Source organism: Moorena bouillonii PNG, assembly GCF_001942495.1.
GTDB classification, from domain to species: Bacteria; Cyanobacteriota; Cyanobacteriia; order Cyanobacteriales; family Coleofasciculaceae; genus Moorena; species Moorena bouillonii.
The window spans coordinates 2,873,665-2,888,627 of record NZ_MKZS01000001.1 but is presented as its reverse complement, the minus strand read 5'-3'; the positions used below and the strand labels follow the sequence as shown (position 1 = coordinate 2,888,627).

Sequence of the window (14,963 nt, the reverse complement as noted above, 5' to 3'; positions counted from 1 at the left end):
ACATTCTAAATTCATCCTATCGCTCCCAAGGTTTTCAGAGTTGCTTTCTGTGCCTCAGTTAACCCTCTAACTCCAGTAATATTCATGGCTTCATAGAGTCTAGGAGTTCTCAGGATTTTCAAACACTCCCCCGTTTCTACATCCTTTAGTCTTACCGTTTGGTCTTGAGACCCACTCGCCATAATTTGACCATCCACACTGAAGGCGACTGAAGAGACCAGATGGCTATGTCCAGTGCAAATGTCACGGCACTCCCCTGTGGAAACATCCCAAAGTCTGACCGTTTTGTCAGCACTGCCACTGCTTAGGGTTTTCCCATCGGGACTGAAAGCAACTGACAATACCCAATTGGTATGTCCCATCAAGGTTTTGCAGCACTTACTCTCACGAATATCCCACAGCTTCACTGTGTGGTCTGTACTCCCACTAGCCAAAAGCTGACCATTGGGACTAAAGGCGACGGAGTGGACTCGATTACTATGTCCGCGCAAAATTCCTACACAGCTTCCGGTCTCACAATTCCATAACCTTACCGTGTGGTCGGCACTGCCACTGGCTAAGGTTTTCCCGTCATTACTGAATGCCACTGAACACAGTCTATCAGTATGTTCTTGAAACGTTCTGATGCAGTGACCTGTGCTGACATCCCACAGCTTCACCGTGTGGTCGGCACTGCCACTGGCTAAGGTTTTCCCGTCACTACTGAATGCCACTGAAAATACCCAATCAGTATGGCCATGGAGTGTTCTCATGCAGCGACCTGTGCTGACATCCCACAGCCTAATCGTATTGTCTGTACTGCCACTGGCTAAGGTTTTCCTGTCACTACTGAATGCCACTGAATAGACAAAGTCAGTATGTCCGGGCAAGGTTCTGATGCAGCTACCAGTACCATAATCCCATACTCTCACTGTGTAGTCGTTACTGCCACTAGCCAGGGTGTGACCGTCACTACTAAACGCGATCGGCATTGCCCAATCCGTATGTCCATACCAAGTTTTCAAGCATTGACCGGTTTGATAATCCCATAGCTTCACCTTTTGGTCTAAACTCACACAAACCAGGGTGTTTCCATAAGGACTAAAGGCTACTGAAAATACTTGATTGCTGTGTCCATGCAAGGTTTTCAAACATTCATTGGTGCTAGTATCCCACAGCCTAACGATGTGGTCGCCACCGCCACTAGCCAGGGTTTTCCCATCTGGACTAAAGGCCACTGAGTAGACACCACTACTATGTCCAGTGTAAGTTCTTAAGCAGCGACCTGTGCTTACCTCCCAAAACTTTACAGTGTGGTCACCACTGCCACTGGCTAAGATTTTCCCGTCACAGCTGAATGCCACTGACCCCACGCAATCCCTATGACCGGTGCCAGTGTTCAGGCATTCACCAGTGCCACTATCCCAGAATTTCACCGTGTGGTCGTCACTGCTACTGGCTATAGTCTTACCATCTGGACTAAAGGCAACGGATCTAACCCAACTGCTATGTCCGGTGCAAGTTTTGAGACATTCTGCAGTTTTGATATCCCAGACTTTCAAGGTGTGGTCGCCACTGCTAGTAACTAGGGTCTGACCATCTGGACTAAAAGCGACTGAACAGACCTCATTACTATGTCCGGTACAAGTCCTTAAGCACTTACCATCACTGACATCCCAAAACTTAACGGTGTGATCCGCACTGCAACTGGCTAAGATTTTACCATCATGGCTAAAAGCAAGGTCCCGTACCAAATTGGTATGACCCTCACAGAGCAAAACTAGTTTACCGCTTGGTACTTCCCACAGGCGAACCTTCCAATCTGTATCACAGGTTGCTAATAGTTTACCATCTGGGCTGAATGCTGCTGATAAAATATTTCCTAAGGTTTCCGTAAATACTGAGCTGGTTAAGTCAGCATCAGCGAAATTGACATTGTGTAATTTAATCCCCTCTAGGTTAGCTTGCCAAACTGTTAGATTAGAAAAGTCATAGCTGCTTAAATCTACCTGTAATTGGCGCAGTATATTAATTATATTACCACAGATATATGCCGTATCTTGAGTTATTTTTTTAACCGTGGGAGTTGGGGAGCGCAGCATTGATATAATTTCCAGCAAGTGATTGCTGAGCTGTTTTGTGCAACCAAAACGAGCGAGTAATCTTTCAATAATCGGTTCGAGAATCAGAGAGACTTGACTATCCCGAATATACTCAGGGGCAGTGGCTTTGACTAATGCGTGACTGCGCAACAGAGCAAAATTTTTACTAGTAACTTCCTCAGGAATCTGCTCAATTAATCGATTAACCATGTATTCCATCACTACAGGTTGTTGGGTAAACCCAGCCGAGGTTTTCTCAATCAATGAGCGCCGTTGTAGAGACCCTAGAGACTGTAAAATGTCAGGAGCGCATCGGTGGCAGAAAACGTCCTGTTCCAACTCTTTAAAAAAAACCGGTTCGCGATTAATAGCTAGCCAGTACATCAGCTCTTGTTGTGTAGCACTCAGGCGCTGAAACTGCCGGTCTAGCAAATCCCGAATATCATCAAAAATGAATGAGCCTTGCTTTAAAAAATTCAGGAACTGAGCAATATTGCCATAAAAAAAGTCTCTGACCAGACAAGCCACCATTTTTAAGGCTAGAGGATTTCCAGCATAGTGCTCAATCACGGTCAGCCACTGGGTGTCATCCCCAGCAAAATTTCCTTTTTCCTTCAGGATTTCCTGCCCATCGGTGTCTGATAACCCTTTGAGTGAGAAGCAGCGAATCGGTAAGTTTTCCCCCTCCAGGATAGTCAATTCCTGGGGTGGCTCCCGAGAGGTCAGTAATAGACAGCTGTGGTGGGCGGTTTCACCAATACTTCTGAGCAGCTCACCGTATTCAGCATATCCTTCTCGATAACTACCGGTGCGATCGCCACTTTGCAGAATCGACTCCACATTATCTAGAACTAGCAAGCAACGCCCCCCTTGTAAATAGCGAATCAATCGCAGAATTTTGCCATCCACAGAGCAGGGTAAATTGGTTTCCTGCTGTCCAGACAGAAATTGAATCAGGTCTGCCAGGAGTTCTTCTAGGGGAGGGGCATTGCGTAGAGTGCGCCAAATCACAAACTCAAATTTATCTTCCAGAAGATGGGCTAAAGTCACAGCCACAGAGGTTTTACCAATTCCCCCCATCCCTAGAAGTGTCACCAGGCGGCACTTGTCCTTAAGAATCCATTGCTGTAGGGTGTTCAGTTCCTCAGTACGACCGTAGAAATCTCTTAGCTTTGGTGCTTGTCCCCAATCAACACGTTTAATTTGAGCCACAGTGGGACTCTTGCCGTTATTGATTTGATCTGCCTTAATCTTATCTGGCTCAACAACCTTTTCCCAATCAACCCCTACAGCATCACAAATGGCGATAAAGGTGTCAGAGCGAATCGGTTGTCTTGCCCAAAATCGGTTTAAGGTTGCCCTAGAGGTTAAGGCACTGCTACACCAAGCTTCTGCGGTTTTGTTCCATCTTTTCAGGCGTCTAGCCCGGTCAACCAATTTTAGTCCTAATTCAGAAGCTCGCACTGAATTCTTCATAGCGAAATCTGGTTCTGCTCACTATCCACGCCAATTGTTATGCCAAAATCTGAGAGTACCATGAAGTCAATCTGAGACAATTGACATAATAACCTTAAACAAGGGCACAGGTAACTTCGGATCATTGAATAGCAAGGGTTTGAAGAACTTTAAGTTTTTTGAACACAGTTAATATAATTTAATTTGACTATTCAGCTATCAGCTATCAGCTATCAGCTTATGGGCACGGTTAAGGAGGAAAGCGTTAATAATAAAAGAGGTAAGTATTAGTTTAATTTGAGTTAAGTCACAGCGTCAAAGGCTGTGCCACAAAGCTGTTTGCGTGTAAGCATTCAGCCGTCAGCTATCAGTTATCAGCTATCAGCTAACAAGCTACGCCCACGCTACTTGAAGTGCTCAAGGTCTGAGGCCACGCTAAGGGAATAGTTTATGCCCATAGCTTAGGCTACTCATCGTGCTTGTGAGTAAAAGAAGCTCACGGCACGATCAGTAGCGTGGCCTACGGCCAACCGCTGACAGCTGACGGCTGACAGCTGACGGCTGACAGCTGGTGTTATGAAAAATATTTAAAACCACTAACTGACTCCTGCAATTCCTGAGCTACGGCTACAGTTGAGGTTAAGGAACTTGAAATTTGTCTAGAGGAATCAACGGTACGTTCGGAGAATTGGGCCATCTCTTTGATCAACATAGCGACGCTCTGAGTGGTTTCGGTTTGGGAAAGACTCCCTTGGGAAATGGCTGTCACTAGCTGCTCGATCTGGCACGAAGCCGACCTCAGCTGTTTCATATTCTGCTTAGCTTCCTCAACTCGACTTGTCCCCTTCTCCACCACAGCAGTGCTCTGTTCCATTACCTTGACTAATTGAGACGTTTCTAGCTCGATATCATCTACTATCTTGTGAATTTCCTGGGTAGCTTTGATCAATTGGTTGGTAAGCTGATTCACTTCTTTGGCAATCACGACAAAACCCTGAATCCCACCAGACCGCGCAGCCTCAATCTCAGTGTTAATAGTCAAAACATTGGTTTGGACTTTGAGCATGTTGCTCAAGGCAACCACCTTAGCAATCTTTTCGGAAAATTTACCTAGCTGCTTCACTCTTGACGTGGTTTCCCCAATCGTGTCTCGCAATTCCAGGATACTCTCCTGAGTTAGGTTAATAGCAGTGCTGCTAGCTTCAACAGTGGTTGTAACTCCATCAACTACCCTCGCCGCCTGATCAGCATGCTCAGCCACTGCTTGAATCGAATCGGTGATTTGCTCCACTGAATGCAGGGTGCGAGTGGTTTCTGAAGCTTGCTTAAGAGCATCTTCTGCTAGTTGACCGACTACCACCTCCTTGTTTTCCAGTAAGGTATTGACTTCAACCGCTGAGTTGTTGACCTGGGTTACGATAGTTTGCAAACTCTCAATAATGGTGTTAAAACCATCAGCAACTTTCCCAATTTCATCCAAAGTCACGTCAGAGCGCACTGTCAGATCTCCTTGTGCTGCCCCTTGCAAATTTTCAAGCAGTACCAGCAGTTGCTTCTGGAGTGCTTCTTTTTCCTGTCTTTGCTCTTGAGAAATTCTTTCCGTCTTTTCGAGCAGATTAGCCTGCTTTAGAGCAAAGCTGAATTGAATCGCCACCTGAGTCAAAAGGTTAATCTCCGTTTCCTGCCAAGCTCTTGGCTGTGAACATTGATGGGCAGCCAGAAAGCCAATCAAGTTACCTGCCACCAAAATCGGTGCTACTAAACTGGCTTTAGCTCCACGCAATAGAGAGGTTTGGCCAAGCCTCTCGACTTGGGACTGCTGGTAGTGGGTCAACTCACCCTCAAGATTATCAATGGCTAGAACCTGACGTGACTGGTAGTGATCAAGATCCTCTAGGGCAAAATCCAACTCTTCCTTCTGTGTTTCTGGGGTAACAGAGCCATCCAGAGTTACTGAAAGGCCAACCATTGAGCCTTTATGATTCTGTTCGAGGAGGTAAATGATTGTGCGATCGCACGAGAGCGCTCTTTTAATTCCCACCACCGTAGCTGGGAAAATCTTTTCCCGTTCTAGGGATTTAAGCATGCTAGCGGTAATCTCATTTAACGTTTGGGAAATGTCCACCGTGGCTTGCTGCTGTTCCAGGAGCAGGGCTTGGGTGAGGGCATCACCGATTTGTCTAGTTAACTGCTGCATTAACTGACGTTCTGACTCCTGCCAAGGGTGGGGTTTTGAGCAATCATTCGCATACAACAAGCCGAAAAGTTCACCCCCAACTATAATTGGGGCAACTAGGCTGGCTACGACACCAAGGCGTTCAAGGAACTGGCCAGGAGCACCAGTTAGAGTAGCTTGTTGAAGGTTCTCGACACTCACAAGCTTCTCCAACTTAAACTGTCTAATTTCCCCGGTCGTGATTGGTTCATAAATAGTTTGCCCTAGGGCTTCAACCATACCAGAATCTACGACCTCCGCTGCAATTATCCCGCTTTTGAAGTCAGGATTAAAGCGATAGATAAACACACGGTCTGTCTTGAGGGCAAGGTGTACCCCATAAACGGAAGTTTGTAGGATATTGTCGAAGTTTAAGGATTGCTGAAGCTGGTTGCTGACTAGCGCTAGTGTCCGCGCCTGTTCAGTTTCTTGTTCTTGCTCCTGTAATCGACCTTTGACCCGTGTCACCAGGTTATTAAAGACTTGAGCCAATAGCTGCGTCTCGGTAGCACCAACAAGCTCCGCCTGAACGTTCAGGTTGCCTGCAATCACCGCCTTAGCAGTATTAGCCAACTGACCCAAGGGTTTTGCTAACTGATCGGATAAAGCTCTCACTACCAAGGTAATAATAATGCCCAGTAGCACGAACACACTAGCAAAGCCTATTGCCGCTTTTCTACCCGCTGCTCTGAGTTCACTAAGTTTGATCGAGACGGCCACAGTCCAATTGCTATCAGGAACTGCAACCAATATATAGTGCCTGCTATTATGATCAAAGGTGGCCAGCTTTAAGTTTGGGAAAAGTTCTGAATTAGCTGACTTTATGGTCAGTCCCTTCTGCTGCACTGTTTGCCCAGTTTTAACAGCTTCGAGCAAAATTTTTACGTTCTGTACAACTACTTGATCCTTTGCCCCGAGCAGTTTCTGTGGCTGGTCTTTACTCTTCCCTTGGTAGATGGTATCAACAACAGCCACAGTGTCGTCTTTATTCAGGGCTAGTAGCTGCATAGATTGAGAATCCCCAATTTCCAAATCCTTCAGCAGGTTTTTAAATATGGTGCTGAAAACCGAGGCAGGCAAAACTCCTCTAACAACCCCTAGGAATTCATCAGTTGCTGGGTCTGTGATCGCTTTGCTGAACTCAATCACGAACCTATTGTCAGTGTCATCAAATTTCGTCTTAATCACCTGCTGACTGGGATATTTTTTGGCCACTTGCCACCAGGATTCATCCCGTTGAACAAAGTCAGGAGTAGGAGTGTTGTAAGCTACGTTAAACCCATGCTTTTCGGTGAAAGATATCTCTGTAAACTCATGAATTGCTGTAGTTTTACGTAAGTAATAATTGAGAGCTTGATTCGGCTGGAGCAACCGGGTAGCGGAGAAAGAATCTTCAACCTCATAGTAGGGTAATTTGGAAAGGTTTTTAACTTGAGAAACTTTGGCGGCAGTGCTAGCTGCTTCAACTACTAGAGGGCTAGCAGCCAATGTAGCAGGTATTCTTTTTGCTTCTTCCAAAAATATATAGAAAACTCTGCCAGCAACTAGGGTGTCACCCTCTAATAGTTGCTCAGCTTGTTGTTGAGAGCTGCGGGAAATAGCACTATAGCTTAATAGTCCAGCCAGACCTAGAGGGGTTAAAACCGCTGGGAGAATGGTCTTCAATAATTGAGTGCGCAGATCATTACTTTTTTGTGGTTGGGAATTGTTGCGATCGGTGAGTTCACTGGATTGCCGTTGTCGATATTGGGTTATCTCTTGAGGTGTAACAGGTAATTCCCAAGGTAAGTCTTTTGAAAAATGCATATGACCGTGACTATTTTTCCTAGAACGATAGCTATAGCGTTTATAAACGATTTGTGAACATCCAGAAACCCAAAACTATTGGAATTCCAAGAATCTTGGCCACGTAATCATTCACAACCTATTTATAATTTTGAGATTGACTCCAGTTTTTAATCTAACCATATTTATCTAGGAAGTTATCTCAGTAAATTAACTGAATTTTGGGCCTTAAGAGTTACGCCAATTTACTGAATATATGCTAGGGGTAGTAGTGATCTAGTCATGGCTAACTCTACAGGTATAGTTTTTCGGGAGTCTTGTGTATACTCGTAACTGTTCACAGTAAACACTAAGGCTGGCTAGGGTATGTCTAAAACTTCATCGAAAACTTCATCGAAACTTTATCAAAGTATCCATCAATTGAAATAACTCTTGCCAAAGAAAAAATAAGATCTAGTTTCAATTATTTTTATGATTATTATTTTTGAAGATTTTAATTGGTTTTGATGGTTAAAAATCTAGTCAACTCAATAAGTTATCAACAAAAAATAATTCATCTAATAGTTCATTTGTTGACTGGTGTATCGATTGCTCTTATCCTAGGGCTTACCGCCTGCGAGAAGAAACAGTCTGCAAACCCATCAGTGATACCCGTTTATACTTCCCATCAACCAGTTTCGGACAATACTGTCCGGGTGGGTGTGCTTACCATTGATAGCGTGGATTCTGTCAAACAACGGTATCAGCCACTCCTAAACTACCTCTCTGGAGTGATTAATCGCCCTTTCTCCTTAGTACCTGTTACCCAAGAAAGTCAATTCATTGAAGTAGCCCAAGGTAATTTGCACTTTACCACCAACAATCCTCTGGCAGCTGTGCAAATCCGTCGGCTCTACGATACGGAATTTCTACTTACCCACTCTCGACCTCAGGTGGGTACAAAATTTGGTGGTCTGATCATCGTCAGAAGCGATAGCAATATCTACAAGCTGAAGGATCTGCAGGGTAAGAAGGCAGCCTGCGTGGCTTTTCAAACGGCGGCGGCTGGCTGCACTTTTCAAATCTATCATCTGCTTCAAAATGGTATTGACCCGTTCCTGGACTTCAGCAGTTTTGTGGAAAACAAATCACAAGACAAGATTGTGCTTGACGTAGTCAACGGCAAAATTGATGTTGGGTTTATCCGTACAGGTCAATTAGAAAAGATGCTCAACCAAGGCTTGCTGGAAAACCTGGAACAGCTAAGAATCCTAGAGTCGGTTAAGGACGAATTCTTCTATACTCATACCACCGAGCTCTATCCCGAGTGGCCGATTGCTGCGGTTAAGGCTACTGACCCCCAATTAGTCGCAGCAGTGACCGACGCGCTTCTGAATATCCCAGCAAATCATCCAGCCCTGGCAGCAGCTAAGATAGAAAAATTTTTACCGGCAGAGGATTATGGCTCCCTGGATAAACTGATTGAAACCTTGAGGCTAAAAAGTTGGGATGCTAATAGGGATCCGTTTAGGAATTCTGGGAACAGGCAACAGGCAACAGGGAGTAGGGAGTAGGGAGTAGGGAACAAAAATTCTCACCATTCCTACACGGATTGCTATAGCATTTGTATTTGAGATGTAAACCGAGAAGGTCTTTTTTTTATTTTCCTATAAAACTCTGGAGCTCTTGCCCCTCTTGCCTCTTGCCTTTTTCGACAATCTATAACTTTACAACTTGTTTTAAAACTCTATATTATAGCAATCCTAAATCAATTGAGAGAATGTTTGTTCCCTGTTCCCTACTCCCTACTCCCTACTCCCTGCTCCGAAGTCCCTGCTCCCTGCTCCCTGTTCCCTTTGCTATAGCAACCCATTCTAGATTGAGTAAAGTACTAAGCCTAAAATTCCGGCAATCGGGATAATCAACAGCACCTTCACCCGGAACCGCCACAGGGCAACTAAGGCTGCGGCAAAGATCACCAGGCTGCCAAGATGAAATTCAGCACTCCTAGCTACTACAATAGCAGCGGTAATGATCATGCCAATGACGGCAGGACGAATTCCTTTGAGCGCCGCCTGAATCACTGTAGATTCTTTGATATGTTTCAATAAGTGGGAACAGGTTACCATCAGCAGTCCTGGTGGTAAGAAAATGCCTACTGTTGCTACTATTGCTCCGGAAATTCCTTTCACCACATAACCGATGAAGGCAGCGCTGATCAGAATTGGTCCAGGAGTAATTTGTCCGATTGCGATCGCATTAGCAAATTCTGTCTGAGTCACCCAACCGTAAGTATTCACCACCACTTCTTGAATCAGAGGAATGAACACGTAGCCTCCACCAAATAGCATTAGGCTCATGCCGGAAAATGTCACGAATAGTTTCGCGAGGCTGGTTTCCCCCAAAAAGGGTAGGGGAATCATAGAAAGCAAGGGAAAACTCAGCAGGATGAGCAAGGTGACTGACAGCTTCAGCCAGGAAATCCCCTGAATTGACTCCTGAATCGGTTGAGCTTGGGAATTCTCCTGTCCCGAGTGCTTAGTGTCACCTAACCAAAGCCATCCTAGCAATCCAGAACCCACCACGACTAGCACAGTAATGTAGAATCCTCCTACTACCTTGAGTAGGACTGCCGCTATTAAAGCAATCACTAGTTCCCGCCAGCCTTTGATCGCTTTTTTGCTCATGCGTCTGGCGGCACTCAAGATAATTGCCGCCACTGCAGGAATAAATCCCGCAAAGGCTTTTTGAAGTGCTGGAATTTCCCCGGCCTGGAGATAAGCAATCGTTAAACCAATTACCAGGATAAAAGAAGGGAGCAACACACCAATGGCACTGACTACAGCGCCATTAGTCCTCCCCAAGCGATAGCCCACATAGGCTACTACGTTAGCAGCAACTGGACCAGGTAAAACAGTGGCTAAGGAAATGCCGTCTAGCATATCTTCATGGGTGAGGAGCTTGTGCCGCCGCACCATCCGATTCTCCACCACGGAAATCAGAGCCATGAAACCGCCAAAGGCTGTACTACCGATCTTGAAAAAGTTCCAGAAGAGAAACCAAAGGGATACCGACTCGGAATTTTCCGAGTTTACATGCAGTTTTTTTAACATAGTCAGTTCTTTAAGCCACTACGGTCTGACGTGCTTTAATCTCTTTGAGCAGAGTGGCTTGGCGATCTCGTCGCTTTAAGTCCTCAGGATCCATTTTTTGGCGTGCCTCTGCTTTTAAGCTTTGGTTAATCGCATTAAATTTAGCGATCGCAGTGCTGCTGAATTTGATTTCTTTACCTTTAAGAATCCCAACCCGTTCGTAACCAAGAGCATCAAGTACATCTCCGGCCACCAATTCAAAAATCAGGATTTCCTCATCCGTAGCTTCCTGGAGAAACTTCTTAGTGTTTTGTTTAATTACAGGTTGGGTGACATTACTCCATAGGGAGCTAGACGTTGCAGCATTCGAGGCTTCCTGGGATTGATGGAAATCTAGCATCTCAGGAGTATACTGCACCCCTAGGAAATTACACAGATCCTGCAGAGTCGTCTCAGGAGAGCTGATTAGGGTTTCATAACTGATACTGAAAAACCTCTCCGGACTTAGGCGAGAGCGCATCTGGAGTGCTAAACGCTGGGCTTTTGCCCATTCTTGAGCAATATGGTAGAAGTGCTTTTCCCCAACCACTGCCTTCTTAAAAGAAAGCGCTACATCTCGACCATCCCGGTACAAATAGATAAATTTAGCGTTTTCCAAGTAGGCGGTAATCTCTGGCAGGTAGTAAACGTTGGCTAAACTTTTGCAACACCATTGCTGTGCTCCCCAAGTTTGTGCCATAATATCGTAAACAGAGGCAAATATCGCCACCAAAGACCGCTCTCGGCAAAGGGAAATAACGTCCTTTGTATCTAAATGCACACCCTCCCAAGGGACGGGATTGAGTTCCACTAAACGACACACATCATTGACTAATAGGGTAAAGGTGTCCGTTTGACTCAAATCCCCATAGGTAGGTAGTAATGGCATCATCCGCTGCAATATGTGAGGGGAGTGGGGAGCAGCGAGATCACCGATCTGATTCAACATCAGGCGCAATAAATTAGAGCCTGAGCGTTGGGTGCCGATCATAAAAATAGACATAACTTTGAGCTATCCTCATCACTGAATTCCAATTGCTGACCTTGATCACCGATTAAGTAGAAGCAGCCATCAGAAAACGTTGTGGTTGCAATGCAGCACAATAAAAGCTTGGTCTTCACCAAACCAACTCTCCCTAGCTGTGAGTGGAGCGGTGTTTAGCTAACTAACCGTAAGCATTAAGCTATCAGTTATTAGCTATCAGCTCTCAGCTATCAGCTATCAGCTGAGAGCTCTCAGCATTCAGCTCTCAGCTCTCAGCATTCAGCTCTCAGCTCTGAGCTCTCAGCCATTCGCGTAGCGTGGCCTTTGGCCAAGGCCTGTGGCCAAGCTACACTGAACAGCTTTTGAATAAAATAAGCTGACGGCTGTTGGCGTAGCCTGCGCGTAGCGCATATGCTTACAAATTGTTTAACAACTGATAAGCGCGTTTATATCTGGTTTGTAAACAAAATTATTGCCGGAAAAAGCAAAAGCTAAGAGGCAAAAGGCAAGAGGGGCAAGATATCCGGAGTTTTATTGGAGAATAAAAAAAGACCTCCTATGTTTACATCTGATTTATAAACCCTATAAACCAGATCACACCTTCGTTAACTGATTACCCGATCCGGGATAACAGCCGAAAATTAAGCACTATCACTAAAGTAGATAGGTTAAATGATTGACATTTTAGGCAGTTAAACCAACAATCAAGGGTTTTAGCTATAGGGAACAGGGAACAGGGAACAGGGAACAGGGAACAGGGAACAGGGAACAGAGGGTTACAGACATTTTATATATCTGAGTGGGTAAGTCCTGTGTCATACCAATGCTTAGCGCTCACACCGCTAAACATCAATTTCATCTCCCCATCTCCCGACTCCCGACTCCCGACTCCCGACTCCCGACTCCCGACTTCAAAAAATCTGTATCAATGAAACAAAACTGAAGCCAAACTGAGAAAAAAAGCAAAACTGAGACAACTGAGACAAAAACTGAGACAACTATTATGCCAACTTATGCTATATAGCGCCTCTCAATAGAATTAATTTCATCGGTTGATGGTTCAACCTGAGATTAGTCTGAGAAAAATCTAAGCTCACCCTGGGCTAAGTATGAAAAAAATTATACAACTAAGCCTAGTTAAAATAACTGAGCTAAAAAACTGAGACAAAAACTGAGACATTAGGCTCTGATCCGAATGCCATTGTAGAAATATAGACACCTTAGCGACTAGACAACAGCGCTAATGCCCTGTTAAAACCGATGGTTTTTGCCTAAGGGTCAATGTTTGCCTGAGGTTACACACACTACACTGGTCTATTGCCGGTAGACCAGTGTTTACTTCCAGTCTCAACATAATTCACTTGCATTCGGAGGAACTTTGATGTCAAACACTTTTATTCCCACTGGAGAAACTCTAACCGAGCCCGTAGTACTACCCGGAGTAGGGGATTCTTTAACCGTATTCGGTACATTGGATGTTGATGGTAGTGCTGTTGATATCACCGGCACTAATGCTAGCATCTTTAACGCAGAAACAGGGACAATTGATGGTAGCTTCAACGGTGTCAACTTCGTTAATGGTGGTGTTTCTTCTGGTACATTAACCAACCAAGGCTTGATTACTAGTGATAGTCGTCCCGTCAACATCGGTGGTCAGAACATCAGAGTTGATAACTTAGCCGAGATTATCTCCTCTGCAAGTCCTCGGGATGGTGTCGTTTACGCTGACCAGACTGCTACATCCTATGATATTTTCAACGGTCCTGATGCTGTTATTGATGTCGGTGAGGGCAATGATGGAGATGCCATTTCTCTACAACTCGGTGCTGATGTCACAGGCAGTGTGGTTAATCAAGGTACGGTGATCGGACGTGGTGTGCCGGTGGGTAATAACCAAGCTACTGCGATTCGCCTCAGACAGGGTACTGACATCGGAGGAGCGGATGTCTCAGTCTTCAATGGTGATATTGTCAATGAAGGCACGTTGATCTCAGAAACTGACAGTGGTGTCCTGATTGAGTCGGGAGTCGAACTCAACGGTACAATCGTTAATAACGGTACGATTGATGGTGCTTTCAACGGCGTTAGCTTTGCCAATGGCGGTACCTCTTCTGGGGCGCTGCAGAATTTTGGTACTATCACTAGTGCTAGTCGTGCCGTAAATATCGGTGGTCAAGATATTAGCCTTCAAAACTTCGGTGAGATTCTCACCTCTGCCAGTCCCCGGGATGGTGTCGTTTACACTGACCAGAGTGCGCTTTCCTACTCGATTGTCAACGAAAGTAGTGGTCTGATCGATGTCGGTGAAGGCAATGATGGAGATGCCATTTCTCTACAACTCGGTGCTGATGTCACAGGTAGCGTGATTAATCGAGGTACGGTGATCGGACGTGGTGTGCCGGTGGGTAACAACCGAGCAACTGCTGTTCGCCTCAGACAAGGTACTAATACTGACCTCTCAGTCTTCAATGGTGATATTGTCAATGAAGGCACCTTAACCTCAGAAACTGATGCGGCAGTACTGATTGAGGACGGAGTCGAACTCAACGGCGACATCATTAACAGGGGCACTATCAACGGTGGTGTTGTTGCAGGCAGCCCTCAGGTCGGTATTGATGTTCAGGGTGCTGAGGGTGACGTAACTATTGTTAACCAAGGTACTATCAACGGCGATGTTCTACTCAGTGCTGGTAATGATACCTATGATGGTATCGCAGGCACTGTTAACGGTACTGTTTTCGGTAATGAGGGCAATGATACTCTGATTGGTGGTAGCGCTAATGATGTGTTGAACGGAGGCGTTGGCAATGACTTGTTAACTGGCAATTCAGGTGCAGACATCTTCGCCTTCGGCAGTGAAATCTTCCAAGACGGTCTCCAGGACTTTGACCAAATCACTGACTTTGAGGCCGGTGATGCCTTTGATTTCGCTGATGAGTTCTTGGGTAATATTAGTTTCGGTCGCGAAACAGTTAGTGGTCAAGAAGCCGTAGTAGCCATCCTTGGCGGCGAGGATAATCTGACTGTATTCGGCAATCTCGACGCTGCTGAGCAGGCACTTGATGTATTTGTGTAACACATTAGTTTAATCCCAAGACTGTTCCGATTAGTTCTTACTTAAAACGTTCTTACCCAAAACTGTCAGCGATCGCTAGTTAGATTAGCGATCGCATTTTTTTTCTAAGCTCAATGCTTACATAAAAACCATATAGCAGTTTTCAATTGGGTGAGGTATAAATTCCTAGGGAGTAGGGAGCAGGGAGCAGCGATGCAGCGCGGTCTTGGGGGTTTCCCCCATGAGCGACTGCATCAAGACGGGAGCAGGGAGCAGG

Annotated in this window: 6 protein-coding genes; 2 read left to right on the top strand and 4 right to left on the bottom strand. The window is 45.4% G+C overall.

Going from position 1 to position 14,963, the window contains the following annotated elements; genetic code table 11:
• Positions 1–11 precede the first annotated feature (11 nt).
• Positions 12–3,557 (bottom strand): WD40 domain-containing protein, encoded by a 3,546-nt coding sequence (locus BJP37_RS11805; RefSeq protein WP_075898979.1) that lies wholly within the window; start codon positions 3,555–3,557, stop codon positions 12–14.
• 553 nt (positions 3,558–4,110) lie between these two features.
• The gene (locus BJP37_RS11800) at positions 4,111–7,557 is read right to left on the bottom strand and encodes a GAF domain-containing protein (protein WP_075898977.1); all 3,447 of its coding nucleotides are present in this window, start codon (positions 7,555–7,557) and stop codon (positions 4,111–4,113) included.
• Positions 7,558–8,042: 485 nt separating this feature from the next.
• Between BJP37_RS11800 and BJP37_RS11795 the strand changes: the two genes are divergently transcribed.
• Positions 8,043–9,089, top strand: a complete 1,047-nt coding sequence (locus tag BJP37_RS11795) for a phosphate/phosphite/phosphonate ABC transporter substrate-binding protein (protein ID WP_075898975.1) — start codon at positions 8,043–8,045, stop codon at positions 9,087–9,089.
• Between the two features lie 300 nt (positions 9,090–9,389).
• Here the strand turns inward: BJP37_RS11795 and chrA are convergent, their stop codons facing one another.
• Together chrA and BJP37_RS11785 are read right to left on the bottom strand one after the other, a co-directional pair.
• The gene (gene chrA / locus BJP37_RS11790; protein ID WP_075898973.1) at positions 9,390–10,628 is read right to left on the bottom strand and encodes a chromate efflux transporter; all 1,239 of its coding nucleotides are present in this window, start codon (positions 10,626–10,628) and stop codon (positions 9,390–9,392) included.
• A gap of 10 nt (positions 10,629–10,638) precedes the next feature.
• A complete protein-coding gene (locus BJP37_RS11785) occupies positions 10,639–11,649 on the bottom strand; it encodes a sulfotransferase family protein (protein ID WP_075898971.1) in 1,011 nt (336 codons plus the stop codon).
• A 1,363-nt stretch (positions 11,650–13,012) separates the two neighbouring features.
• On the opposite strand from BJP37_RS11785, the gene BJP37_RS11780 reads away from it, so the two are divergent.
• A complete protein-coding gene (locus BJP37_RS11780; RefSeq protein WP_075898969.1) occupies positions 13,013–14,707 on the top strand; it encodes a beta strand repeat-containing protein in 1,695 nt (564 codons plus the stop codon).
• Positions 14,708–14,963: the final 256 nt, after the last annotated feature.